18 protein-coding genes and 2 pseudogenes are annotated in these 23,391 nt (G+C 73.8%); 9 read left to right on the top strand and 11 right to left on the bottom strand.

The features are described 5' to 3' along the window. Nucleotides 1-39: 39 nt before the first annotated feature. The 3 genes from ACTOQ3_RS05160 to ACTOQ3_RS05150 all read left to right on the top strand — a co-directional run bounded on the left by ACTOQ3_RS05160 (nt 40) and on the right by ACTOQ3_RS05150 (nt 6,096). A complete protein-coding gene (locus ACTOQ3_RS05160; RefSeq protein WP_440082250.1) occupies nt 40-1,257 on the top strand; it encodes a hypothetical protein in 1,218 nt (405 codons plus the stop codon). After that, on the top strand, nt 1,247-2,572 hold the full coding sequence (locus ACTOQ3_RS05155; protein WP_440082249.1) for a hypothetical protein: 1,326 nt from the start codon (nt 1,247-1,249) through the stop codon (nt 2,570-2,572). Before ACTOQ3_RS05160 ends, ACTOQ3_RS05155 begins: the two co-directional genes overlap by 11 nt. 173 nt (nt 2,573-2,745) lie before the next feature. Further along, nucleotides 2,746-6,096 carry a chromosome partitioning protein ParA gene (locus tag ACTOQ3_RS05150; RefSeq protein WP_440082248.1) on the top strand — a complete coding sequence of 1,117 codons (3,351 nt, stop codon included), beginning with the start codon at nt 2,746-2,748 and terminating at the stop codon, nt 6,094-6,096. Between the two features lie 49 nt (nt 6,097-6,145). On the opposite strand, the gene ACTOQ3_RS05145 is transcribed toward ACTOQ3_RS05150, so the two are convergent. The 3 genes from ACTOQ3_RS05145 to ACTOQ3_RS05135 form a co-directional block, all read right to left on the bottom strand. Beyond that, nucleotides 6,146-6,604: a nuclear transport factor 2 family protein gene (locus ACTOQ3_RS05145; protein ID WP_440082247.1), complete on the bottom strand. Its 459-nt coding sequence runs from the start codon at nt 6,602-6,604 to the stop codon at nt 6,146-6,148. A 152-nt stretch (nt 6,605-6,756) separates the two neighbouring features. After that, nucleotides 6,757-7,521, bottom strand: a complete 765-nt coding sequence (locus ACTOQ3_RS05140; RefSeq protein ID WP_440082246.1) for an SDR family NAD(P)-dependent oxidoreductase — start codon at nt 7,519-7,521, stop codon at nt 6,757-6,759. 40 nt (nt 7,522-7,561) lie between these two features. Further along, nucleotides 7,562-8,521, bottom strand: a complete 960-nt coding sequence (locus ACTOQ3_RS05135) for an NADP-dependent oxidoreductase (RefSeq protein WP_440082245.1) — start codon at nt 8,519-8,521, stop codon at nt 7,562-7,564. 158 nt (nt 8,522-8,679) lie between these two features. Between ACTOQ3_RS05135 and ACTOQ3_RS05130 the strand changes: the two genes are divergently transcribed. Together ACTOQ3_RS05130 and ACTOQ3_RS05125 are read left to right on the top strand one after the other, a co-directional pair. Further along, nucleotides 8,680-9,066 carry a winged helix-turn-helix transcriptional regulator gene (locus tag ACTOQ3_RS05130; RefSeq protein WP_440082244.1) on the top strand — a complete coding sequence of 129 codons (387 nt, stop codon included), beginning with the start codon at nt 8,680-8,682 and terminating at the stop codon, nt 9,064-9,066. A 211-nt stretch (nt 9,067-9,277) separates the two neighbouring features. Next, the gene (locus ACTOQ3_RS05125) at nt 9,278-10,006 is read left to right on the top strand and encodes a class I SAM-dependent methyltransferase (RefSeq protein WP_440082243.1); all 729 of its coding nucleotides are present in this window, start codon (nt 9,278-9,280) and stop codon (nt 10,004-10,006) included. A 13-nt stretch (nt 10,007-10,019) separates the two neighbouring features. Here the strand turns inward: ACTOQ3_RS05125 and ACTOQ3_RS05120 are convergent, their stop codons facing one another. Then, nucleotides 10,020-11,054 (bottom strand): DNA-3-methyladenine glycosylase family protein, encoded by a 1,035-nt coding sequence (locus tag ACTOQ3_RS05120; RefSeq protein ID WP_440082242.1) that lies wholly within the window; start codon nt 11,052-11,054, stop codon nt 10,020-10,022. A gap of 31 nt (nt 11,055-11,085) precedes the next feature. After that, a complete protein-coding gene (locus tag ACTOQ3_RS05115; RefSeq protein ID WP_440082241.1) occupies nt 11,086-11,859 on the bottom strand; it encodes a hypothetical protein in 774 nt (257 codons plus the stop codon). A 41-nt stretch (nt 11,860-11,900) separates the two neighbouring features. Here ACTOQ3_RS05115 and ACTOQ3_RS05110 point away from each other — a divergent pair, with 41 nt between their 5' ends. Beyond that, entirely contained in the window at nt 11,901-12,281 is a 381-nt protein-coding gene (locus ACTOQ3_RS05110; protein ID WP_440082240.1) for a VOC family protein, read from the top strand. Between the two features lie 90 nt (nt 12,282-12,371). On the opposite strand, the pseudogene ACTOQ3_RS05105 reads toward ACTOQ3_RS05110, so the two are convergent. Continuing rightward, nucleotides 12,372-12,719 (bottom strand): annotated as a pseudogene (locus ACTOQ3_RS05105) (ATP-binding protein); the annotation flags it as partial. A gap of 20 nt (nt 12,720-12,739) precedes the next feature. Between ACTOQ3_RS05105 and ACTOQ3_RS05100 the strand changes: the two are divergent. Both ACTOQ3_RS05100 and ACTOQ3_RS05095 read left to right on the top strand, forming a co-directional pair. Next, nucleotides 12,740-13,135: pseudogene (locus ACTOQ3_RS05100) on the top strand (DUF5753 domain-containing protein); the annotation flags it as partial. Then, on the top strand, nt 13,126-13,347 hold the full coding sequence (locus ACTOQ3_RS05095) for a DUF397 domain-containing protein (RefSeq protein WP_440082239.1): 222 nt from the start codon (nt 13,126-13,128) through the stop codon (nt 13,345-13,347). The pseudogene ACTOQ3_RS05100 and the gene ACTOQ3_RS05095, both read left to right, overlap by 10 nt. 175 nt (nt 13,348-13,522) lie before the next feature. Here the strand turns inward: ACTOQ3_RS05095 and ACTOQ3_RS05090 are convergent, their stop codons facing one another. From ACTOQ3_RS05090 to ACTOQ3_RS05080, 3 genes are all read right to left on the bottom strand, one after another. After that, nucleotides 13,523-14,926: a serine/threonine-protein kinase gene (locus ACTOQ3_RS05090; protein ID WP_440082238.1), complete on the bottom strand. Its 1,404-nt coding sequence runs from the start codon at nt 14,924-14,926 to the stop codon at nt 13,523-13,525. 58 nt (nt 14,927-14,984) lie between these two features. Then, nucleotides 14,985-15,659 carry a response regulator gene (locus ACTOQ3_RS05085; protein ID WP_440082237.1) on the bottom strand — a complete coding sequence of 225 codons (675 nt, stop codon included), beginning with the start codon at nt 15,657-15,659 and terminating at the stop codon, nt 14,985-14,987. A gap of 67 nt (nt 15,660-15,726) precedes the next feature. Then, nucleotides 15,727-16,836: a sensor histidine kinase gene (locus ACTOQ3_RS05080; RefSeq protein ID WP_440082236.1), complete on the bottom strand. Its 1,110-nt coding sequence runs from the start codon at nt 16,834-16,836 to the stop codon at nt 15,727-15,729. 111 nt (nt 16,837-16,947) lie between these two features. Here ACTOQ3_RS05080 and ACTOQ3_RS05075 point away from each other — a divergent pair, with 111 nt between their 5' ends. Beyond that, nucleotides 16,948-18,012 carry a DUF418 domain-containing protein gene (locus ACTOQ3_RS05075; protein ID WP_440082235.1) on the top strand — a complete coding sequence of 355 codons (1,065 nt, stop codon included), beginning with the start codon at nt 16,948-16,950 and terminating at the stop codon, nt 18,010-18,012. 154 nt (nt 18,013-18,166) lie between these two features. On the opposite strand, the gene ACTOQ3_RS05070 is transcribed toward ACTOQ3_RS05075, so the two are convergent. Together ACTOQ3_RS05070 and ACTOQ3_RS05065 are read right to left on the bottom strand one after the other, a co-directional pair. Next, complete coding sequence (locus ACTOQ3_RS05070; RefSeq protein ID WP_440082234.1) at nt 18,167-22,195, bottom strand: AAA family ATPase; 4,029 nt, start codon at nt 22,193-22,195, stop codon at nt 18,167-18,169. Further along, nucleotides 22,196-23,323, bottom strand: coding sequence for an exonuclease SbcCD subunit D (locus tag ACTOQ3_RS05065; RefSeq protein ID WP_440082233.1), 1,128 nt, complete (start codon nt 23,321-23,323; stop codon nt 22,196-22,198). Nucleotides 23,324-23,391 lie beyond the last annotated feature (68 nt).

The following is a 23,391-nucleotide window of genomic DNA, read 5'->3' as shown; positions in this document are numbered from 1 at the left end:
GGGTCAGGATTGTCGGGCACAAGCCTTACGGTAGGGCGCGTGCCAGAGACGAACCACGAGATCACGCTCGACTCGGCCCTCACCGAGGAGGCCGTGCTCTCGACCTACCGCCGCATGTTCGCGGCGCTCGCCCGCGACAGCGGCGCGGTGGTGGACGACCCCACGCTGGTCGACATCGCCGAGACGCTGTTCGCGGCGTTCGCCGAGGCGGGCGAGGAGTGGCTGACCCACGAACAGATGCGCCACGTCTGCCGGGCCTACCCGCTCGACCGGTTCGAGAACCGGCTCCGGGTCCTGCGCGGTCTCGGCGCGATCCGCGAGGTGTTCCCCAAGCCCAACCAGCTCCGCTACCGCGCGTCGTTCACCAGCGTGGTGGGGCTGATGTTCATCCGCCGGATGATGGACGACGGCGGCCAGTCGGAGATGCACCGCCTGCTCGCGCTCGAAGACCTCAACGTGGCCGACCCCCGCACCACGATGGAGGAGGCCCGCGCCAGCGCGCAGAACCTGTCGCGCGCCTTCCGGCTGTGGGCGCTGGAGCTGATCACCCTGACCGGCGGCACCATCGAGGAGCTGCGTGAGCAGGCGCCCAAGCTGTGGGGCACCGAGGAGATCGCCCGGCGGGCGCAGAGCCTGCACGGCACCATCCTCACCCGCTGGCCCGACCTCGACCGCACCTGCACCGAGCTGCGCGCCGCGATCTACTCCTACAGCGACGCCTCGCGCCGCGCCGCCGGGCGTCTGGCCGACTCCGCGGGCACGACGAGGAACCTGACGCTGCTCCCCGCGGAGACCTGGCGCACCTTCGCGCAGACCGCGAGCAGGGAGCGCCTGGCCGCGGTGCTCGACGGGTTCGTCTTCGACGCCCCCGCCCCCTGGCACGACCCGGCGGCGATCGTCAGAGCCGTGGACGAGAGCCCCCGCCCGGCACCCGCCCAGCCCACTCCCCCGCGCTCGGCCCTGCCCGACCCCGGTCCCGCCGGCACCCACGACCCCGGCACCGACGGGCTCGACCACCTGACCGCGGTGGCCGAGGCCGCGCTCGCCGGGCGCTCCACCGTCCGGCTGGAGGAGCTGCTCACCGCCGACGGCGAGTGGGTCTCCGCCCGCCGGCTGCTGGCCGACCTCGTCTCCGCCGACCTGCGTCCCGACTCCCCCTACCGCCTGCGCTGGTCCGACGGGCTCACCGCCGACCCCGGCGGCGAGCCCGCCTGGCTCTCCCACGGCCACCTCGAAAGGACCGGCGGTGCCGGCTGATCCGCGACACACACCGGCCGCGACGGCCCCGGCGTCCGGCACCGAGCCGTCCCGGACGGCGCACGTCCGTGCCAGGGCGGGCGGTCCCCTCCCGCTCGGAGCCGGAGAGGCGGCTCCCGCCGGGATGGCACGGCTGGGGCGCGGCGACGGGACGGGCCTGGCGTTGCCGGTCTGGCCCGACGGGGCGACCCCGTCGCTCCTGGAGGAATACCAGGTCGCGCCGATGGCGGTGGAACGATCCGGGGAGACCCGGCGGGTGCTGGCCGCGGCGCTGCGGTGTTGCTGGACGGACCTGTCCGCCGACCCCTGGCCCGGCACCGCGGCCACGGTGGACGACGTGCTGTCGGCGTACCGGGCGCTGATCGGGCGCGGCGACGACCTCATGCGCAACTGGGCGGTCGGCGCGCTGCGCCGCCTGCACGACTCGGCCTGGCTGGAGGTCACCGGCGGTCTCGTACGGCTCGGCCCCCGGTGCGCCTCCTGGCCCGCCGCGTCGCACGCCCAGTTGCGGGAGCTGATGCGCCGGCTGCCCGCCGGCGAGGAGGTTCCGGGCGGCCCGGAGGTGCTCCCGGTCGCCGAGGGCGTCCTTGACGGCGTGGAGACGGGGGCCGGTGTCACGGTTCCCGAGGAGGTGGACGAGGATCTGCTCGGCCCGTTCGACGAGCGGCGCAGGGCCGAGGTCGTGGCGGCCTTCATGGCGGTGGAGCACGCGGCCGAGCCGGTGCACGAGGCCCGTTTTCCCGCGTTGCGCGACCCGGTGCTGCGCCGCGCGCTCGCCGAGATGCTGGAGCGCCGCGGCCGGGTCCTCGTCCACGACCGCGACGCGTGGACCTCGGGCTACGCGGCCGAGACGCTCGCGGGAGGGGGTGTGCCCGCCGGGCCGGGTCCGAGCGCTGGATCGGGCCCGACGCCGGGAACGGTCCCGGGGACGGGTGCCACCCCGGGAGCGGGCTCGGCTCTGGGTGAGTCCGAGCGGGCGGTCCTGGTGCTCGTGCTGATCCACTCGGTGGCGATCCCGCGGGCCGACGGCCTGCTGCCCGCCGACAGCTGGCTCTCGCCGTTCCCCGCCCAGATCGACGAGCTTCGGCGGCACACCAGGCTGCCGATCGGTGAGCTGGACGCCGCGTTGCGCGTCCTGCGCCACGCGGGCCTGGTAACCCAGGTGAAGGCGGGCGAGGAGGCCGGGGGTTACGTGCCGGGGCCGCAGTTCCACCGGCTGACCCCGCAGGCCAGGCGCCGCCTGCAGGAGGAGCTGATCCTCGCCGCGGGACCGCACACCCCGCTGGCGGCGGCCGTACGGGCCAACCGGCGGTGAGCGGGTCCGGAAAGACCGCCCCTCGCGAAGGCGGGGCGCCGGAGACCCCGGTGGGCCCGGTGCCGGGCGGACGCGAAGAGGCCGTCGCTCACGATGAGCGGAACCCGGGGCGGGGTGCCGGAGATCCGGCGCTCCAGGCACCGGAAGCAGGATGGAAGAAAGGAACGACGGGGTTGACCGACCAGCGGAACCAGGCCGAGAAGAGCTCACGCGGGAGCCGAGCCGGGGCCACGGAGAACCGCACCGGCACGGCCGGGGCCGGAAAGGCCTCCCCGGCCGAGGCCGCCGGAGCCGCTCGCACCGGGAACGTCCGGGCGGAGGGTGCCCGGAGCGGGAGGACCAGGGGTTCCGAGACCGCCGGGGACCCGGGCGGGACGCAGGCGACCCTGGTCCCCGTGGAGGCGACCCGCGCCACCGCCCCGAGCGAGAACGTGGTGGGCGACCGGGTGCTGATCGCCGTGCAGCCGGTCAACATCTCCCGGCTCTCGACCCACCCGGTGCCGACCGTGCCGGGCACGCTGATCGTGGTCGCGGGCGCGGGGCCGAAGGATTCCAACGGCGCGGGCAAGTCGTCGTTCATCGCGATGATCACCGCGTTGCTCGGGGACGAGCAGTGGCGTTTCGCCTCGGGGGCGAAATCCGTCGCGGAGCTGCTGTTCAACGCCGAGCTCGCGGCGGGCGGCGGTGGCCGGACGTGGGCCAGCGCCGACCACGGCTACATCGTCGGCGTCTTCGCGGCGGCCGACCCCGCGCACACCGGCTCCGGCTCCACGGACTCCGTCTCCACCGGCCCCGTCCCCACCGGCCCCGCGGACACCGATTCCGCGAACGCCGACCCCGTGGACGGCGTCTCTCCGGGCGGCTCCTCGGGCACGGTTTCCCGGAACTCCGGGGACACCGGCTCCCCGGACCGTGCCTCCCTGGACGACGCGGTGACCGTGTGGCTGCGGGTCAACCAGGAGGCCCCGCATCTGGAGATCAGGTGGATCCAGGGGGTGCACCTGGCGGCGGCGGCCTCGGAGGCCGAGCGGGTGGCGCGGGCCGACGAGCTGTGGGCGGCGCTGCCCCGCTCGGCGGGACGCCGTGACGTGGTGGCGCGCGACCTGACCAGGGTCCTGTACGGCGACCGCGTCAGGTGCGTGTCGTTCCTGTCGACCTCGGTACGGAGCAAGGTCGCCACCAACCTGCTCTCCCAGCCGCTCAACGAGATCTCCCCCGAACGGGTCTTCGAGGCGATCGCCGCGCTGACCGGCCTGGACTCCGAGCTCGACCAGGAGCGGGAGGCCCGCCGCGACGAGCACGCCAGGCGGGTGCGGGCGACGCGGGCCGTGGAGCTGCTCCGGGAGTTCGAGGGCGAGTCCCGCACGCTCCTGGAGACCTTCGACAGGCGTGACCGGGCCCGGGTCCGGCTGGCCGACGCGCTGCGCTGCTGGCGGGGGCGGCTGGCGCGCAGGCTGGCCGACGCCGGGCAGCGGGACGAGGCGCTGGCGGCCGAGCTGGAGCGGGTCCGCGCGGCGGGCGACCGTGCCACGGAGGCGATCGCCGAGGTCAGGGCCGAGATCGCCACGCTCAAGGACGACACCCTGGAGCGCGGGCTGGCCGAGGCTCGCAGGGAGCTGACCACCCTGCAGGCACGCGCGGCGAAGCTGGACGCCGACCGGGCGGTGGCGGAGAACTCGGTCGACGAGCTGCGCGGCTGGATTCCCGGTCTCGAGGAACAGCGCCGCCTGGCCGACGGGCGCGACGTGGCGGCGGCGGGTGCCGAGCTGGCCGAGGCCAGGACGCGGCTGAACGAGGCGCTGAAGGCGCTGGGCGTGGCCGACCGGGAGGCCGAGGGGGCGAAGGCCGCGCTGGACGACGCCGAGGGCGGCCCGGCGGCGGCCCAGCTCAACGCGCTCGCCGAGGCGGGTGTCGGGGCGACCGGCCTGCTCGACGCGATCGACGTCGCCGAGCAGGCCCGCGACGACGAGGCCGCGCCGCGCCGCGACGGTGCGGCCGCCCCCGCGCTGGGAGCTCGCGGGTGGCCGCACGAGCACGCGGTGATCGTCGACGCGGCCGACCTGGCGGCCGCCGCGCGCGCCCTGGGCGCGCTGCCCGGATCGGTGCTGGTCAGCGCGGCGGGGGTCACCGTCGTGGGATCGTTCGAGGTCGCGGTCACCGGCAGGGAGGCCCGCATCAAGGCGGCCGAGCAGCGCCTGCACCGGGCGCGTGACACCCAGGAGAGCGCGGCGGCGGTCGTACGGGCCGCGGAGGACGCCGTGGCCGAGGCGGGCAGGAGGCTCGAGGGGGCGAAGGCGTCCGTGCAGCTGGCCGACATCGAGCGCCGGCTGGCCGAGCGCCGGAGCGCGCTCACCGAGCTGTCCGGGGCGCTGGCCGGGATCGCGCCGAAGGTCGACGAGGCCGAACGCCGGGCGAGCGCCCTGGACTTCCGCGCCCGTACGAGAAACATGGAGATCGAGCGTCTGGAGGGCCGCAGGGCCCGGCACGAGTCCGACCGCGACCAGGCCGCGGAGCAGGCGGCGAGGATCACCGCCGACCGCGACGCGCTCGGGCTGGACACGCTGGCCGGTGACTGGGGCGGCACCGTCGACGGAGCCCGCGAATGGCTGGGCGCCCTGGACGAGCAGGAGCGCCCGCTGACGTCCGAGGAGTGGTGGCGGGCCGCCGAGCGCCGCCTGGACGAGGCGCTGCGCGACACATTCCCCGGCGAGGACGAGGAGATGCCCGAGGAGCTTCGCTTCCTGGTCAGGGAACGGACCGCGCCGGGCGCCGGGCGCACCGCCCGCGAGCAGGCGACGTTCCCCGGCGTGTGCTCGGCGCTCGCGTCCTACCTGCGCGGTCAGGAGGACTACGAGCGGCACCGGCGCCGCCAGATCGAGACGCAGATCGTCACCCGGCAGCGCGACCTGACGGCCGCCGCCAGGGGTGCCGAGGAGGCGGCCCAGTCCACCGCCGTGCACCGGTCCGCGCTGACCGCCGCGATCAGGGCGCGGCTGACCCGGGTGGCCGAGGAGTTCGACAAGCTCGACACCTCCTACGGCGGTTACGGCGCGACGCTGGAGTTCCCCGTCCCGCCCGCGCCCGCCGACCCCGAGCAGCGCTGGGCGTGGCGGGTGACGCCCAAGTGGCGCAGGGGCGAGGGGCAGGGGTTCGTGCCGTACAACCGGCGGGCCAACACCGCGCTGATGGACGAGAAGGCGGTGAAGCTGGTCTGCGCGGCGGCGATCGCGTCCTCGGGCGGCGGGCACCTGTGCCTGGTCCTCGACGAGCTCGGCCGCAACCTCGGCAAGGAGCACCGCAGGGAGGCGGTGGCGCTGTTCCGCCGGATCGGCGAGACGTACGGGATCACGGTGATCGGCGCGCTCCAGGACGACATGGAGCCCTACGCCGTCGACGCCTGCGGGCAGTACGTCAAGCTGCGCCGCTCCTCCGACGCGATGCCGTACAACGAGCCGCCGGTCGTCATCGGCCACGACCGGCACGCCGAGCGGGTGCGTGCCCTGGCCTCCGCGGTGAGCCGATGAGCCGGTGGGCCGGTGACGAGCCCGGGATCGGGCGCTCGGGGGATCACCCTCACACGGGAGGCAGGCCGCCCTCGAAGACCTCGAGCTTCAGGCGGTCCAGCCTCAGGCGGCTGATCAGCCACCTGCCGTCGATCTTCCGGTACTCCTCGTGGTAGTGCCCGTAGCCCCGCATCCCCTGCGGCAGGCCGTCCTTCTCGGGCCATTCGAGATAGTCGTCCATGCTCCAGATACCGGTGGCGGTGTCGGGACCGGTGATGTCGATCTCGGGCATGAAGCCCCGGTGGACGGCGATCGCGTTCCCGTTCCAGCCGCTGGTGATGCGGGCCAGCTCGGCGGGATCGCGGAGCACCGTCCCGTCGATCTCGAGATGGATCTCCGGCGTGAACAGCCTGACCCATTCGTCCCACTTCTTGGTGTCATGGAACCGGAAGTAGCGCGCCTTGAGCTGCTTGATCTCTTCGATGTCGAGAAGGCGCCGCAGCGCGTCGTCGTTACCCACGGTGGTCATGTGGCACTCCTGAACGGTTGTCCGTGACGGGGGCACGGGGATGAGATGTCGATCGCTCGTCGGGGAAGGTCGGGCGACGGCGCCGTGGCCGGCGGGCCCCGCACCGCCCGCGCCCCGGCGGCGGCCGGTGCCCGCCACGGCGGGATCCGTCGTCAGGCGGCGGTCATCCCGCCGTCGATCGCGAGCGCGGCCCCGGTGATGAACCTGGCCTCGTCGCTCAGCAGGAACGCGGCGAACGCCGCGATCTCCTCCGGCTGGGCGATCCGCCCGAGCGGGTGCATCGCCTCGGCCGCGCGCAGGGACTCCTCGGGTGTCGGGCCCAGGTTGGCGCGCAGCAGCGGGGTGTCGACGCCGCCGGTGACCAGGGCGTTGATCCGTACGCCGGCCGTGGCCTCATCGAGCGCCGCCGAGCGGGTGAGCCCGACGACGCCGTGCTTGGCGGCGCTGTAGGAGGCCATGCCCGCCGCTCCGACGACGCCGAGGTTGGAGGCGTTGTTCACGATCGCGCCGCCGCCGGCGGCCCGCAGGGCGGGGATCTGGTGCTTCAGGCCGAAGAAGACGCTGCTGAGGTTGAGCGCCAGGTCGGCCTGCCAGGCGTCGCCATCGATGCCGGTCACCGGGCCGATCGCGGTGGCGGCGCCGACGTTGTTGAACGCGCCGTCGAGCCGGCCGTACCGCTGGACCGCCTGGCGGACCAGCTCGGCCGCCTCGGCCTCCACCGTCACGTCGGCGGGGACGAAGGTGGCCTCGCCTCCGGCGGCGCGGATGCCGGCCGCCAGCGCGTCGCCGGCCTCCTTACCGCGGGCGGCCAGGACGACCTTCGCGCCCTCGGCGGCGATCCGCTCGGCGGCGGCACGGCCCATGCCGGAGGTGGCGCCGGTGATCAGGATGACCTTCTCTGCGAAGCGTGCGGGCATGGCTACTCCTTTGTCGGTGAGGTTCGGTGAGGTCAGAAGGTCAGAAGGTGAGCACGAGCCGGCCGCGGACACCGCCGGCCGCGAGCCGCCGGTGCGCGTCGGCCGCCTCGGCGGCGGGCAGGGTCGCCGCGACGCGCGGGATGAGCACGCCCGCCTCGGCGAGCCGGCGGACCTGGTCCAGCTTGTCCGTCCGCCCCGCGTAGTCGGGGACGAACGTCGTCTGCACCGTGATCGGGCCGTCGCCGTCGAACTCGTGGCCGCCGGGTTCGTCGCCGGTGCGGAACCGGGCGTACGTGCCGCCGTCACGTACGGCGTCGAGGAGCCGCGGCCCGACCAGCGCCGTGTCGGCGACCGCGTCCACGCCGTCCGGGTACCGGGCCCGGATGTGGTCGGCGACATCGGATCCCCTGGCCACGACGTCGGTCGCGCCGGAGCGGCGGACCAGGGCCTCGTCGGCGGGCGCGGCGTCGGCGATCACGGTCAGCCCCGCGTGCGCGGCCATCTGGACCAGGTAGCCGCCGAGTGTCCCGGCGGCCCCGATCACGGCGAGGACGGAGCCCGGCGCGAGCGCCAGCTGGTCGAGTGCCAGCCGCGCGGTGAGCCCGTTCATCGGCAGTGTCGCCGCCGCCGCGTGATCGATGCCCGCCGGTGCGCGGACGACCCAGCCGGCCGGCAGCACCACGTACTCGGCGTAGCCTCCCGCGGCCGGGCCGATCGGCATCACCATCGCCATCACCGGCTCCCCCGGGGACAGCTCGGTCTCCGTCCCCGGACCGATCTCGTCGATCACGCCGGCGATGTCCATCCCGGTGACGTACGGGGCCGGCACCCCGGCGAACGCCTGCGCGTGCACGCCGGCGCGCAGCAGCGTGTCCGCCGGATTCACCGCGGCCGCGTGCACCCGCACCCGGACCTCACCGGGCCCGGCGTGCGGTTCCGGAAGGTCGACGACCCGCAGAACGTCGGGTCCCCCGAACTCGTAAAACCCAATCACTTTCATAACCGCAGCTCCAGGACAGTTCTCTTTAGATACCAGGTCTGTTGTCCGTACCATTGCATCGGAATGGAGGAGGCGGCAAGAGAGCACTTCAACATGCCCAGGTATCCCCGGGAGAACCGTCCAGGACAGAACCAGGTATCTCTCGTATACTGTCGGCCATGGCGCATCCGACCACCGAGACGGACGACCTCACCACCGGCCTGTGCGAGCAGGGCCGCGCCCTGATCCGCGACGTGCTCGACCGGATCGGCGACAAGTGGTCGGTGGTCGTCATCTGCCAGCTGGGTGACGGCACCCGGCGGTTCAACGAGCTGCGCCGGATGAGCGAGCCCATCACCCAGCGCATGCTCAGCGCGACGCTGCGAGGGCTGGAGCGAGACGGCCTGGTGACACGGACCGTCCACGACACCACCCCGCCGCGCGTCGACTACGCGCTGACCCCCCGCGGGATCGACCTGCTCGGGGTCGTCCGCGGCCTGGCAGGCTGGGCGGAGAACAACGCCGCCGGCATCCTGGAGTCGAGGACGGCCTTCGACGCCCGGTGACCCGGAGGCCCGGAGGCCCGGAGGCCCGGAGGCCCTGCGCGGCCGGCCGGGCCGGGCGGGCTCACGTCTTCCGCGACCCCGGCGGCACGATCACCCGCGGCACGGGCGAGGTCGAGCCGGATCGCGAGGCGTCGCCTGTTCGCGCGGCCTCTCGACCACTGGCGGCCGAAAATCCGTCGCCGGAGCGCCTGACCGTGGATATGGTCGCCGGGTGCCTGATGCGATCTTCGCTCACCCTCGTCTCGCACCCGTCTACGACGCCTTCGACGGGGACCGCGACGACCTGACCGCCTACCTCGGCATCGCCGACGAGCTGGGCGCGGGCCGTGTGCTCGACGTCGGCTGCGGGACGGGATGCCTGGCCGTCCTGCTCGCCGAGAGCGGCCGTACCGTCGTGGGTGTCGATCCGGCCGAGGCGTCACTTGAGGTGGCGAGGTCGAAGGATCACGCCGCGAAGGTCACCTGGGTGCACGGCGATGTCACGGCGGTTCCGGCGCTCGGCGCCGATCTCGCGGTGATGACGGGAAACGTGGCACAGGTCTTCCTCACCGACGACGACTGGACACGGACCCTCCGGGGCATCCACGCCGCGCTTCGTCCACGTGGCCACCTCGTGTTCGAGACCAGGCGTCCCGAACGCCGGGCCTGGGAGGAATGGGCCGCCGACGATGCTCAGGTCATCCGCGATGTCCCGGGAAGCGGACCGGTGGAGCAGCGTCTCGAGGTCACCGACGTGAGCCTTCCGTTCGTCTCCTTCCGCCACACCTACCGGTTCCTGTCGGACGGCGCGGTGGTCACCTCCGACTCGACCCTCCGGTTCCGCGGCCGCGACGAGGTGGAGTCCAGCCTGGTCGCCCGCGGCTACCGCGTACTGGACGTGCGCGAGGCACCTGATCGCCCGGGTCGCGAGTTCGTGTTCGTCACCGAGCGCACGACCTGAAGCCCGGCCGGCTTCACGCCGCGGGCAGCCGGTTGACAAGGTGGTCGCCGGTGGCCCAGAGATACTGGACGGCGTAGGCGCGCCAGGGGCGCCAGGCGGCGGCACGGTGGGTGAGCGCCGCGGGGGTGACGGGAAGGCCGAGCCTGCGGGCGGCGACGCGGATCCCGAGGTCGGCGGGGATGAAGGCGTCGGGGTCGCCGAGGGCGCGCATCGCGATGGTCTCGACGGTCCAGGGCCCGAGTCCGGGAAGCGCCGAGAGCTGCGCCCGGGCTCGGCGCCGGTCGCTTCCGGCGCCGAGATCGATCTCACCGGCCGCCAGGGCGGCGATCAGGCCGGTGAGCGTCGCGCGGCGCGTCCGGGGAAGGGCGAGCCTCGTAGGATCCAGCGAGGCCAGCGCCTCCGGGGTGGGGAAGAGATGGGTGAGTCCTCCGTCGGGGTCCGTGATCGGCTCGCCGTGCGCGGTGACCAGCCGGGCGGCATGGGTGCGGGCGGCCGCGGTGGACACCTGCTGCCCGAGCACCGCGCGTACCGCCAGCTCGGACGCGTCGACGGTGCGGGGCACCCGGCGGCCGGGGTGCTCGTCCACGAACGATGCGAGCGCCGGGTCGGCGCGAAGGACGTCTCCGATGACGGCGGGGTCGGCGTCGAGGTCGAGCAGGTTCCGGCACCGGCTGATCGCGGTGGAGAGGTCACGGCGGTCGCTGAGGGTCAGACGGCAGCCCACGTGGTCGGGCCTCGGCCACAGGGTGACGACGCCGTGGCCGTACGGCAGGCGCAGCGTGCGGCGGTACGCGCCGTCGCGCCACTCCTCCACCCCGGGCACGGCGGTCGCGGCGAGATGCCCGAACAGGTTGCCGGGACACAGCGGAGCCCGGAACGGCAGCCGCAGCGACACCGTCCCGTGGTCGTCGGCCACCGGCCGTTCGCTGGACGGGGCCGGTACGGGAAAGGCGTAATTCTCACAGTCGAATCTCGCCCGGGAGTGATCCACACAGCCGGACCCCGCCTGGGCGGCGCGATCCCCCGACCTGGAGTTCTCGTCATGCATACCTGCAGTGTCCAGGAGAGCGACGACCGTCCTACCCGCACACCCCGCGAAGGGCGCAAACCTTCTCCGCCATCTTCCTCACCTGGCCCGCGATCTTCTCGCTCACTCCTCTGCCGGCGATGTCGTGGGTGTAGAGGAAGAGGGCGGCGCCCCGGCGGCCGACGCCCCACAGAGAGCTGGGTTCACGATCACGCTTCCCCTTCCTGGAAAAGTGGCTTCCGACGATCATGGCCTCGTCCCCGGCGTGCAAAGTCCTGCCGACGTGAACACGCCCGGGACGGGTGGCGGTCTCCTGCCTCGCGCACCGTTTCATGTCCGTCCTGAGCCTGAGGAACGCGGCATGGGCGGATCCCGCGCTCGGGTACAGCGCGAGCTGCTCGCTGTCGTAGGAGGGACCGCTGGTCAGGTGCGTGATCGTTCGCATCGCGACGCGGCCGTCACGGGACTTCCCCTTCGTGCCACAGGGGTTGAGTTCGAACTGCCGGGACGTACTGTCGCTGATCTTCCACCACTCCTCGCCCACCGCCACGGGAGGAAGCGGCGCCCTCGCCGTGGGTTCGGTCAGCAGGAACCCTTCGGGAATCCTGGTGGGGCTCACCTCGGCCGCACCGGTTTCGCCAAGGATCAAGCAGGCACCGGTCCCGCCCAGGAGCAGACAGATCGTCACCATCGTCACCATCGCCCGGTTGATCACAGGGCACGAGTCTGCGAGCTCCGTGAAGGCCCCGCAACCCGAAAGCACAATATGTTCTGAAATATCGCCTGACGCCTCCGATAACCGCACAAGCACCTCGGTGATGTCCACGCGCCGCGTGATCCGAGCGGCTTTCGGGGCAGGACGCAGCCATGCGCGGACGAACGGACTCTCACTACTGGGGTGTGGTACTCGACGCACCCGACGCACAGGAACTCGCGCGGTTCTACGCGCGCCTTCTCGACTGGAAGATCACCAAGGAGGAACCCGGCTGGGTCACGATCGCACCGGCCGACGGGGTCACGTACCTGGGTTTCCAGACGTCCCAGAACTACGTACGCCCGGTCTGGCCGAACGCCGACGGCTCGCAGCAGATGATGATGCACCTCGACCTGGAGGTCGACGACCTTTACGGCGCGGTCGACCACGCGATCGAGACGGGCGCGACACTCGCCGACCACCAGCCGCAGGACGACGTCCGGGTCCTCCTCGACCCCGCCGGACACCCGTTCTGCCTTTACACGGACGAGTAGCGAAAACCCGCAAGACATACACACCGTATTTGTGGAGTGTGGGATTCTGGTTTCCCGCTTATTGACGCGTATCGCGGGACGCCGTACCCGCTATTCCGGCCGTACGGCGAGAACGGCGGCCTCTTCCACGGGAGCTGCGGGTGCGGCCGGAATGGCGCACCACACCGTACGGCCGACCGCCCCGAAGTCGCGGACGCCCCAGTTTCCCGCCGATGGTTCGTCGACGATGAACAGCCCTCGCCCGTCCTCCGCGTCCAGGGAGGGGCAGTCCCGCAACTGCGGCTCGCTCGACGCGGAGCCGGGGTCGGTGACCTCCACGTACATGAAGTCGTCGACCACCTTCAGGACGACCATCACCAGGTCACCCGCCGGGCCGGAGGTGGAGTGCTCGACGGCGTTCGTGGTGAGCCCGGAGACGGCCAGCCGCACCCGCCCGTAGGCGGGATGATCGGGACCGAGGAGAGCGTCAGGCCATCCTCGACCGGACGAACCGCCCCATGCTCTGGGCGGTCATCGACGAGGGCGTCCTGCTCCGCCCCGTCGGCGCGGACGACGTGATGGCGGCGCAGCTCCGCCACCTCGCCGAGATGGGCGAGCGCCCCGACATCGCGATCCAGATCCTTCCCCTCGACGCCCGCACGACGACCGGCGTCAGCGGGGGCTTCGTCCTCGCGCACGCGCGCAGGGGTGTGGTCAACGCGGCCTACATCGAGTCGGCCGGTGCGGGCCAGGTAACCGATCGCCCCGACGAGGTCGCCGTCCTGGCATTGCGATACGAGGCGATCCGCGTCGAGGCGCTGTTCCAGCGCGAGTCCCTGAAGCTGATCAAGGAGACGACCAAGAGATGGACGTGAACCGGGAACCGGCAGAGGCGACGTGGGTCAAGTCCACCCGCTCGGCGAGCAACGGCGGCGAGTACGTCGAGGTCGCCGGACTGTCCGGCGGGCGCCGCGCCGTCCGCGACAGCAAGGACACCACCGGCCCCGCACTCGTCTTCACCGCCACCGAATGGATCGTTCCAGGACGGCGCGGCGCCGGATGTCGGCGAACGGGTGAGCGAGTTTGATCTCGGAGGCGCGGGAGGGCCCCTCGCCGTACTTGGTCGCGTCGAGCGTCACCTGAGCCACCATGGAACGTTCCAAACGTCGCGGAGGGGTGGGCGCCCCTCACGCTAGAACAATCACCTGACCTCGTCGAGACCCATGTTCACGGTACGCGGCCGGTGACCCTTGCCGTTTCCCTTAAGGATTTCTCCCGTTCCCGTTCCCGTTCCCGTGGCCGGCCGGTTTGCCCTTGTGCTTGTTGGCATTGGGATTGGCCTTCGCGGCGGTTCCCGGCTTGCCCGCCCCGGGGGAACCAGTAGTGGTCGCCGCCCTGGGGGCGACGTCGGTCCGTCCGCTGCGGCGAGGTGCGGCGGTGGGGTACTCGTCGTCGATCACCTGCCGCGTCTCGGGGGTACGGGTGGCCTGTGGCGCCGTGACGGGAGCGGTCCCGGAAGGAGCGACCGGCTCCGGCCGGCCGGACTCGCCACCGCGCCATCCGGCGGTGAGGGCCGCGCCGGCGAGAACGCCGGCGGCCAGAACCGCGACACCCGCCGACAGGCGCCGGCGCCCGATGACCCGCCGGTGTGCCGAGGTGGGCCCGGCCTCCTCACGAAGGTGGTGCGCCGCGAAACCACGACCGGCGTCTCCGTGGAAGTGGTGACCGGTGGAGCGGCGGTCGGCCTCGACAGGCCCGGTGGACCGCTGGTCCGCGGCCGGCACCGCGACGCCGGCGGCGAGGAAGGGCGCCGCGGTGCTGTCCGCGTCCCGCTCCCACAGCGTGACCACGTCCTCCAGCTGTTTCCGGGCACGGGCGGCGTCGGTGCGCCGGGCGGGGTCCTTGTCGAGCAGGCCGGCGATGACGGGCGCCAGGGGCCCGGCGTGCCGGAACGGTTCGGGATCGGCCGTCAGCACGGCGGCGAGGGTGGCCAGCGCGGTGCTGCGCCCGAACGCGGAGCGGCCTTCGGCGGCGGCGTACAGGGTGGCCCCGAAGGACCACAGGTCGCTTTCCGGACTCGACGCGACTCCGCCGGCGCGCTCGGGGGCGATGTAGGCGGGCGTGCCCACGACCATCCCCGTCCTGGTGAGAGACACGTCCTCGTCGACGGCGGCGGCCAGCCCGAAGTCGGTCAGGATGGCGTGCCCGTCCTCGGTGAGCAGGATGTTCGCGGGTTTGACGTCGCGGTGCATGACTCCGGCCGCGTGGGCGGCCTCCAGCGCCGACAGCACGTCCAGCCCGACCCGCGCGAGGGTGGGCGCGCGCATGGGCCCCTCCTCGGCGACCACCTCGGCGAGGTTGCGCGAGCGCACGAGCTGCATCACGATCCACAGGGAGTCGTCGGCCCGCACCACGTCGTACACCGCGGCGATGTTGGGGTGGCTCAGCCGCGCGGCGAGGCGCGCCTCGCGCATCGTGCGTTCCAGCAGGACCTCGCGCTCCGGCCCGGTCAGGTGATCGGGGAGCTCGACCTCCTTGACCGCGACCTCACGGTCGAGGAGGTCGTCATGGGCGCGCCACACCGTCGCCGTGCCGCCTCTGCCCAGCCCGGCCAGGAGACGGTAGCGCCCGGCCAGCAGCCACCCTTCGTAGCGCAAAGAAGACATTGGGCATGCCTACCCGATGATTGAGCCCGTATGTCACTGATATCACTACATCTGATGCCTACCGGTTACCGGATCGTCCTCCGGGGGGCGGCCCGCCCCGGCCTCGGCTCTCCCAGGCCCACGCCACGATCTCGACCCGGTTGCGTACACCGAGCTTGGCCGTGATGCCCGACACATACCCCTTGACCGTGCTCAGCGAGATGAACAGCTCGTCGGCTATCTCCTGGTTGGTGCGTCCCCTGCCGATCGCCTGGACGATCTCGGTCTCCCGCGCGGTCAATGGCTGTGCCGGCACGCGGGCCCCGGTCCGGGTGCCGCGGTCGGTGAGCTGGCGCAGCAGCCGCAGCGTGATGGACGGTGAGATGAGCGCGTCTCCCGTGTACGCGGCCCGCACGGCCTCGACCAGCAGGCGGGGACCCGCGTCCTTCAGCACGAATCCGGCCGCGCCGCAGCGCAGCGCGCCGTAGACGTACTCGTCCAGGTCGAACGTGGTGACCATGACCACCCTGGGCGGGGCCCCGGCCAGCGCGCGGGCGACCTCGATCCCGTCGAGGCGGGGCATCTGGATGTCCACCAGGCACACGTCAGGAAGCGTCCTGCGGGCCTGCTCGATCGCTTCGACGCCGTCGCCCGCCTCGGCGACCACGGTGATGTCGGGCTGGTCCTCGAGAATGATCCGCAGGCTGGCCCGGACCATCTCCTGGTCGTCGGCCAGAAGCACCCGGATGGTCATCGGCACTCCCCGACGGGCAGGGGCCGCGCCATCCGGCATCGGCGCTCCGTGACGGGTGCAGGCGGTCTCATCGGTGTTCTCCGGTGGGGATGGTGGCGCGGACGGACCAGCCCGAGCCGGGGCGAGGGCCGGCGGTCAGGGTGCCTCCGAGGGCTTCGAGGCGTTCGCGCATCCCGATGAGGCCGTATCCGGCGCGGCGGTAGCGGCGGGCGGGCAGTCGCGGGGCGTCGTCCTCGACCTCGACCGTGACGGCCCTCTCGTGCTGGGTGATGCCGATGGTGACCTCGCGGGCGTGCGGGGCGTGCCGGGAGACGTTGGTCAGCGCCTCCCGCACGATCCGGTACACGGTGCTGCTCACCTGGGGCGGCCAGCCGGACGGCTCGGCGTCCAGCCGCAGGTGCGCCCGGCGGCCGTGGCTCTCGAAGCCCTCGATCAGCTCGCCGAGCCGTTCGTGGCCTTCGGCGGCGGGAGCGGCGTCACGCAGGAGGCCGACCACGCGGCGAGTGGCGGCCAGGGCCTCCGAGCCCGCGGTCTCGATGCCGGCGAGGGATCCGGCCGTCCTCTCCGGGTGCTTGGCGGTGACGAGCTGGGCGGCCTGGGCCTGGAGCACGATGCTGGTGATGTGGTGGGCGACGACGTCGTGCAGCTCCCTGGCCAGCTCAAGGCGCTCGGCACGTCGTACCCGCTCGGCGACGGTACGGCGGCGGGCCGCGAGCAGCCGGAGGCCGCCCCCTGCCGTCAGGGCGGTGAGCCAGAGCAGGCCGCTCACCACCGGCACGGCCGAGCCGGGATTGACGAGAAGGCCGCCCGCCACCACGGCCAGTCCCGCGGCGGCCACGGCGCAGGCCGTGCGGGCGGGCAGCGTCCTGACCGCGGAGCCGACGAGCACCGCCGCCCCCAGGGACGCGGCGGGGCTGGGTTCGGCGGGAAGGTGGACGAGGCGGGTGACGAGGACGGCGAGCGCGGCCACGGCCAGGCCGGCGACGGCGGTCCACAGCGGATCGCGGTGGCGCACCAGGGCGAGCGCGCACACCCAGGCGGCGACCGCCGCGCCGAACGGCCAGTACCCGGCGCCCCAGCTGCCGGCGACCTGGTACGCCTGGAAGGCCACGGTCACCGCGAACACGGCGCCGAGCCCGGCGCCGGCCGCCACCTTGAACCGATCGGGAACACCCACGGCCTCCAGGCTAGGGGAGGCGTCCCACTGGCCCGTACCGGCCGAAAGTACTGTTCCCTCCCTGCTTTCCGCCGATGTGGGAACGGGCCGGAGTCCACAGGATGAGGTCCCATGCCACATGAGACGCTCCCCCCGGCGCCGGAGTCCACAGGGCCGGGACACCCCACGACGACCTTCTCCGGCCGGCCGCGTGTCGCCGCGCTCGACGTGCTGCGCGGGTTCGCCCTGTGCGGGATCCTGCTGGCCAACGTCAAGCCGATCGCCCACATGATCCACGCCACCGAGGTCACGCGGTCCGTGGTGGTGGCCCCGGGTCAGGACGACGCCTGGCTGGGATTGGGGCTCTTCGTCGACCAGCGCTTCTTCCCGATCTTCTCCCTGCTGTTCGGCGTCGGTTTCTCGCTGCTGCTGGACTCCGCGGGACGCCACGCCCCGCGCCCGCGGGTGCTTCTGGCGCGCCGGCTCCTGGCCCTGCTCGCCGTGGGCCTGGCCCACATGTTCCTGCTGTGGCGAGGCGACATCCTCACCATCTACGCCGTCGTCGGCCTGCTGGTGCTGCTGCCCTCGACCTGGCTGCCGCGCCGGGCCGTCGCGGGGCTCGCCGCCGTCCTCATCGCGACGCCGCTGATCCTCGACAGCAACGGTGTGCCGCTGGTGCCCGGACTGTTCCTGCTGGGGTCGGCACTCACCCGGTACGGGGTGATCGACCGGATGGAGCGCTCGGTCCGCGTTCCGGCCGCGCTGGCCCTGCTCTTCGCCGCGGGGGCGGTGCCCGCCGTGTGGCTGCAGATCGAAACGCCGGCCGGCGACGCGTACTTCAACACCTGGTTCGGCCTCGCCGGGTCGCTGATGGCGGGCGTCTACGTGTGCGTCCTGTTGCTCCTGCTCAGAACGCCGCTCCGTCCGGCGCTGCAAATGATTTTCACGCCGCTGGGCCGGATGGCGCTGACCAACTACCTGTCCGCCACGATCCTCGTCCTGGTGGCCGCCCGCCTCATCGGCGACTCGCCGGACGGCTGGTCGTCGGCGACGGTGCTCCTGGTCGCCGGGGCCGTTCTCGTCCCCCAGTGGCTGGTGTCCACGCTCTGGCTGCGCCGCTACCGCCAGGGCCCGCTGGAATGGCTCTGGCGCTGGGCCACCTGGGCCCGCCGCCCGCCTCTGCGCCGCACCCCCTGACCGCCGGGTTCATATCGGCGAGGCGTCGGTCGGGCGGCTCGCCGGGCCCGCGTGCGCTGAGCGCGTTCGGTGTTCCGGGCCGGCCCGGCCGGACCTGGCGACGTGGTCGTGGCTCAGGCGACCGAGCGGGTGATCCGGGGCACCGGCGGACGGGTCACTGGCGGACGGTCGAACCCCGGCGCTCCTTGCGGATGTGCAACTGCGCGGGCACCCGGGTGCGCAGCTCGGCGACGTGGCTGACGATGCCGACCGCCCGGCCGCCGTCGCGCAGGCCGTCGAGGATGTCGAGCACACCGTCGAGGGTGTCCTCGTCCAGGGTGCCGAAGCCCTCGTCGACGAAGAGCGTGCCGAGATCCGCTCCCCCGGCCTCGGCGGTGACCACGTCGGCCAGGCCGAGGGCGAGGGCGAGCGAGGTGATGAAGCTCTCGCCGCCGGAGAGGGTCGCCGGGTCACGGCCCACGCCGGTCCAGCTGTCCAGGATGTGCAGGCCGAGCCCGCCGCCGGACCTGCTCCGGTCTCCGGCGGAGCGGTCGCGGTTGTGCTCAAGGAGATAGCGCCCGCCCGACATGTGGTCGAGCCGCTCGTTGGCCGACTCGACCACCTGGCTGAGGCGCTCGCCGAGCACGTAGGACGACAACCGCATCTTCCACCGGTTGTCGGTGGAGTTGCCGCCGGTCAGGGTGGCGAGCCGTTCGGTCAGCCGGTGCCGCTCGTCGGCGGGCTCCCAGCGTCGCAGGCAGGCGGCCAGCTCGGTGCGGAGCGCGGCCAGCCGGGCCAGGCGGGCCTCGCCCCTGTCCCGCTCGGACAGCAGGCGGGCGTGGGCGGCGTCGGCCGCGTCCCGCGCCTCGCGCAGTCCCGCGAGGTCGGGTTCCGGCTCGGCCGCGGCGGCGACCAGCTCGGGATCGGCGAGCATCGCGGCGACCGCGGCGCCCTCCTGGGCGAGCTCGCGGAGCCGGGCGGCCTTCTCCTCCCGTTCGGCGGGGGAGCGGACGGCGGCGCGGGCGTCGTCGAGCCCGAGGAAGCCCGCCTCGACGGCGGCGCCCAGCGCCCGGTCGCGGGCCGTCACGAGCTCGGCGGCGGTGACCCGCTCGTCCCTGACCGCCTCGACGGCCTCCCGCAGCAGCTCCGCCTCGTCGGCCAGCCGGTCCAGCCTGGCGGCCAGTGTCGGGTCCTGGCCGCGCGCCTCGTCGAGGCGCGCGGCCAGCCGCTCGGCGTCGGCGCCGAGCCTTTCGACGTTCGTACGGCGGGAGGCCAGCCCGACGGCGAGCTCGCGCGAGCGCTCCCCGAGCCGCTCGGACTCGGCGGCGATCCGCCCGGCCTCGGCCGCCAGCACCGGCTCGGCCCCCGCCGACTCGCGGAGCGCGGCCAGCGCCCGCTCCGCCTCGGTGAGCTCGCCCGCGGCGTCCCGTACGGCCAGGTCGGTCCGGTCGCGCGCCTCGCGGTGGGCCGCGGCGGCCTCGATGGCGCGGGTCGCGGCGGTGAGCGCGGCGGACAGGAGCGCTGCCTCCCGTGCCAGGCGGTCACGGCGGGCCCGCACCGAGGGGTCGGTGCCCCGGGCGCCGTCCAGGCGGGCGGTGAGGCGCTCGCGCTCGGCCTGCCAGCCCGTACGGCGGGCGTGGCCCTCGGCGAGCCGCCGGGCGATCTCCGCCGCCCGGGTCCTCGCGCCGTCCAGCTCGGCGGCGATCCGCTCCACCTCGGCGGCGAGGGCCTCCTCGGCGCTCGCGGCGGAGGTCAGCGCCTCCAGTTTCCGGCTCGCCTCGGCGAGGATCTCCCCCGCCTCCTCGCCGGTCGCCTCTCCCGCGACGGCGAGTGCCTCGTCGAGGCGGGAGACCAGCGTCGTGACGGTGTTTCCCGCGGCCTGGCGCCGTTCCATGGCCGCCTCGTAGGCGCCCTGGGCGGCGCGCTCGTCGTCGGCGGTGGGCGCCTGGTCGGCCGGGGCGGCGGGGGCGGGGTGGTCGGGTGAGCCGCAGACCGCGCAGGGGTGGCCGGGGGTGAGCTTGGCGGCGAGTTCCGCGGCCATGCCGTCGATCCTGGACTGCCGGATGTCCAGGTGCCGGTCGCGGAGCGTCTGGGCGAGGTCGGTGGCCTCGGTCTGCGCGGCGCGCGCGGACTCCAGCTCGACGCGGAGTATCTCGCGGCGCCGTGCCGCGGCGAGCACCGCGGCGGCGGTGTCGGCGCTCGCCCGCGCCGCCGGGATCCCCGCCGCGGCGGCCCTGGCCTCACCGAGCCGGGCGGACGCCTCCGCCGACGCGGCGGGCAGCCCCTCCAGGGTCTCGCGGACCTCGGCCTCCTGCCGGACCACCTCCGGGAGCTCGGCGTCGAGCGCGGCGATCAGCCCGTCGAGCTCGGCCAGCCGGGCCTCCTCGACCCGCAGCCCCTCCAGCCCGGCCAGCTCCCGCCCGCGATCCCTCTCCTGGGCGGTGAGGACCTCGCGGATCTCCCCGGGGTCGAGGGTCTCGCGCACCTCGTCGGGGTCGAGGGTCTCGCGCACCTCCGGAGGGAAGGCGGCCAGCCTGGCGGCGAGGTCGGCGCGGGCGGCGGACAGGTCGGCGGCGAGGCGGTCGCGGTGCTCGGCCGCCCGGAGGCGGGTGACGGCGCCCTCCACCGCCGACTCGGCGGCGGGGAGGCGGGCCGCGTCCAGGCGGGCGGCGGTGAGCCGTTCGTCCAGCTCCCGGCGGAGACCGGGGAGGGCCTCCAGGCGGGCGTCGGCCTCTGCCTGAACGGCGGCCAGCTCGACGATCTCGCGAGCGGTCCTCTCCCGCTCCCGGACGATTCCCGTCAGGCGCGACTCCTCCGCGCGCAGCTCGCCCAGGCGGGTGATCTCACTCCGGCGGTCGCGCTCCAGCGCGGCCAGGTGACCGAGTACGGCGTGGCGGCGGTCAGCACCGGCGTCCGTGGGGTCACGGACATCCTCATGGGCGCCGGCGTCCACGTGGTCGCGGGCGTCGTCGCCGTGGGCCGCGCCTGCCGTACCGGCGCCGTCGCGGGCGGTGCCGGTACGGTCGCGGACGGCGTCCCACCGGTCGAGGGGGGCGCCGAGGAGGGGGAGGGCGCGGGCGACGGCGTCGGCGGCCAGGTGGTGGGCCTTGGACGCGGCCTCGGCGCGCTGCTCGGCCCCCTGGATCAGCGGCAGCACCCGGTCGGCGGCCGCCGCCTCCTCCAGGATGGCCTCCAGGTCGGCCCGCTCCTCGGCCGTCTCCTCCAGGGCCCGGCTCCTGGTCAGCGCCTCGGCGTGACGCCGTCGCCGGTCGGCCAGCGCGGCACCGCGTTCCAGGCTCTCGCGCGCCCGCCGTACGGCGGCCTCGCCCTCGGCTCCCTGCCCGTCCAGCCGCGCGGCCTCCAGGCGCGCGAGGTTCTCAAGCGCCTGGGCCCACCCCAGCGGGTCGTCCTCCACGGACCGCGCGGGCTGTGCGGGCTGTGCGGGCTCCACGAGCTTCACGGACTCCCCCGGTTCCGTGAACTCCGTGGAGACCCGCGGCTCGGGGAGATCGGCCAGCGCGGTCAGGAGGGCGGGGCCCGCGGCCTCCTCCAGGCGCTTGACGGCGAAGTCGACCTCCTTGCGGAGGGTCTGCTGCTCGCGGTACGCCTCGGTGCGCTGCTCGGCGAGCCAGGACTCGGCGGTGGCGTAGATCTTCACCGAGAACAGGCGCTCCAGCACCCTGCGGCGATCCTCGCCGTCGGCGCGCAGGAACTTGGCGAAGTCCCCCTGGGGCAGCATCGCGACCTGGAGGAACTGCTCGGCGTTCATGCCGAGCAGGGTGCCGACGAACTCCCCTGCCTCGTCGACCCTGGTCGTCAGCCCCACCCACTCCCCGGAGGGCGCGAGCTCCTGGAGCAGGGCCTTCTCGTTCTCCCTGGTCGTGCCGGTGCCCCTGAGCTTGGGGCGCTGCCAGGCCGGCGACCGGGTGATCTTCAGCCTGCGGCCCCTGACCGTGACCTCCAGTGCCACGCTGGGCCCCCGGCCCGGGGGCGCGTGGTCGCAGCGCAGGCTCTTGGCACTGTCGCGCCTGCCGGGCACCCTGCCGTACAGGGCGTAGCAGAGCGCGTCGAGCACGGTGGTCTTACCCGCGCCGGTGGGGCCGTGGATCAGGAACAGCCCCGCCTCGGCGAGGGCGTCGAAGTCGACCTGCTCCTCACCGGGGAAGGAGCCGAAAGCGGTGATCCACAGACGGTGCGGGCGCATCTACGCCTTCGCCTCCTTCATGCGGGAGAACTCCACGGCCTCCCGCAGCAGCCGGGTCTCGGCGGGGTCGGCGGCCTCGCCGCGCACCTCGCGGACGAAGTCGAGGGCGACGTCGATCTCGGGGCGCCCGGCCGCCCTGGCGCGGGTCACGGTCTCGTGGACCCCGCCCTCGGGTTCGAAGGACAGGGCGAGCGTGTGCGGGAAGCGGGACCGGAGCCGCTCCATCGCGCCCTTGGGCCGGATCCGGTCGACGAGCGTCACCTGGAGCCAGTGGTCCTCGTGACGGGCGTGCTCGGGCGCGGCCAGCAGGTCGTCGATGCGGCCGGTGAGGCGGCTGACCGGCCGGGGCACCGGGGCCTCGACGAACTCGGCGCCCTCGTAGCCGCCGGGGTCGATGTCGACCACCCAGGAGCCCTTCGTCTGGCCGCTCTCGGAGAAGGAGTAGGCGATCGGGGAGCCGGAGTAGCGGGCGGTCTCGCTCATCCGCTGGCGGCCGTGCAGGTGGCCGAGCGCCACGTAGTCGACGCCGTCGAAGGCGCGCACCGGGACGTGCGCGACGCCTCCCACGCTGATGTCGCGCTCGCTGTCGCTGCCCTGCCCCCCGGTCACGAACGCGTGGGCGAGGACCACCGACCGGGGCCCTCGCCGCCCGAGGTCGGCGCGGACCAGGGACATGGCGTGCTCGATCGCGGCGGTGTGGGTGCGCTCGGGCAGCTCCCAGGGGACGCGTACCAGCTCGGGCTCCAGGTAGGGGATGCCGTAGAAGGCGACGTCGCCGACGACGACCGGCTCGCCGACCCGCTCCGGGTCGGTGCGCAGGTGGACACCCGCCGCGTCGATGAGGTCGGCGCCGAAGCCGAGGCGGCGGGCCGAGTCGTGGTTTCCGCTGATCAGCACGGTGCGCACCCGGGCGTCGACGAGCCTGCGCAGCGCCTGGTTGCACAGGTCGACCGCGTCGACCGAGGGCAGCGCCCGGTCGTAGACGTCACCGGAGACCACGACCACGTCGATCCGCTCCGACCTGACCGTCTCGATCAGGTGGTCGACGAAGACGCCCTGGGCGGCCAGGAGACTCTCCCGGTGGAACGAGCGGCCCAGGTGCCAGTCCGATGTGTGCAACACCCGCATGTCGCACGAAGCTAACAGGACTCAGCGACAAATGTGGCCACTCGCGTCACGCGAATCCCCCCTCTGGT

This window comes from Streptosporangium sp. LJ11 (genome assembly GCF_051918945.1).
In the GTDB taxonomy this organism is placed as follows: Bacteria; Actinomycetota; Actinomycetes; order Streptosporangiales; family Streptosporangiaceae; genus Streptosporangium.
Note: the sequence above shows the minus strand (reverse complement) of the source record. Positions and strands in the feature narration are given on the sequence as shown.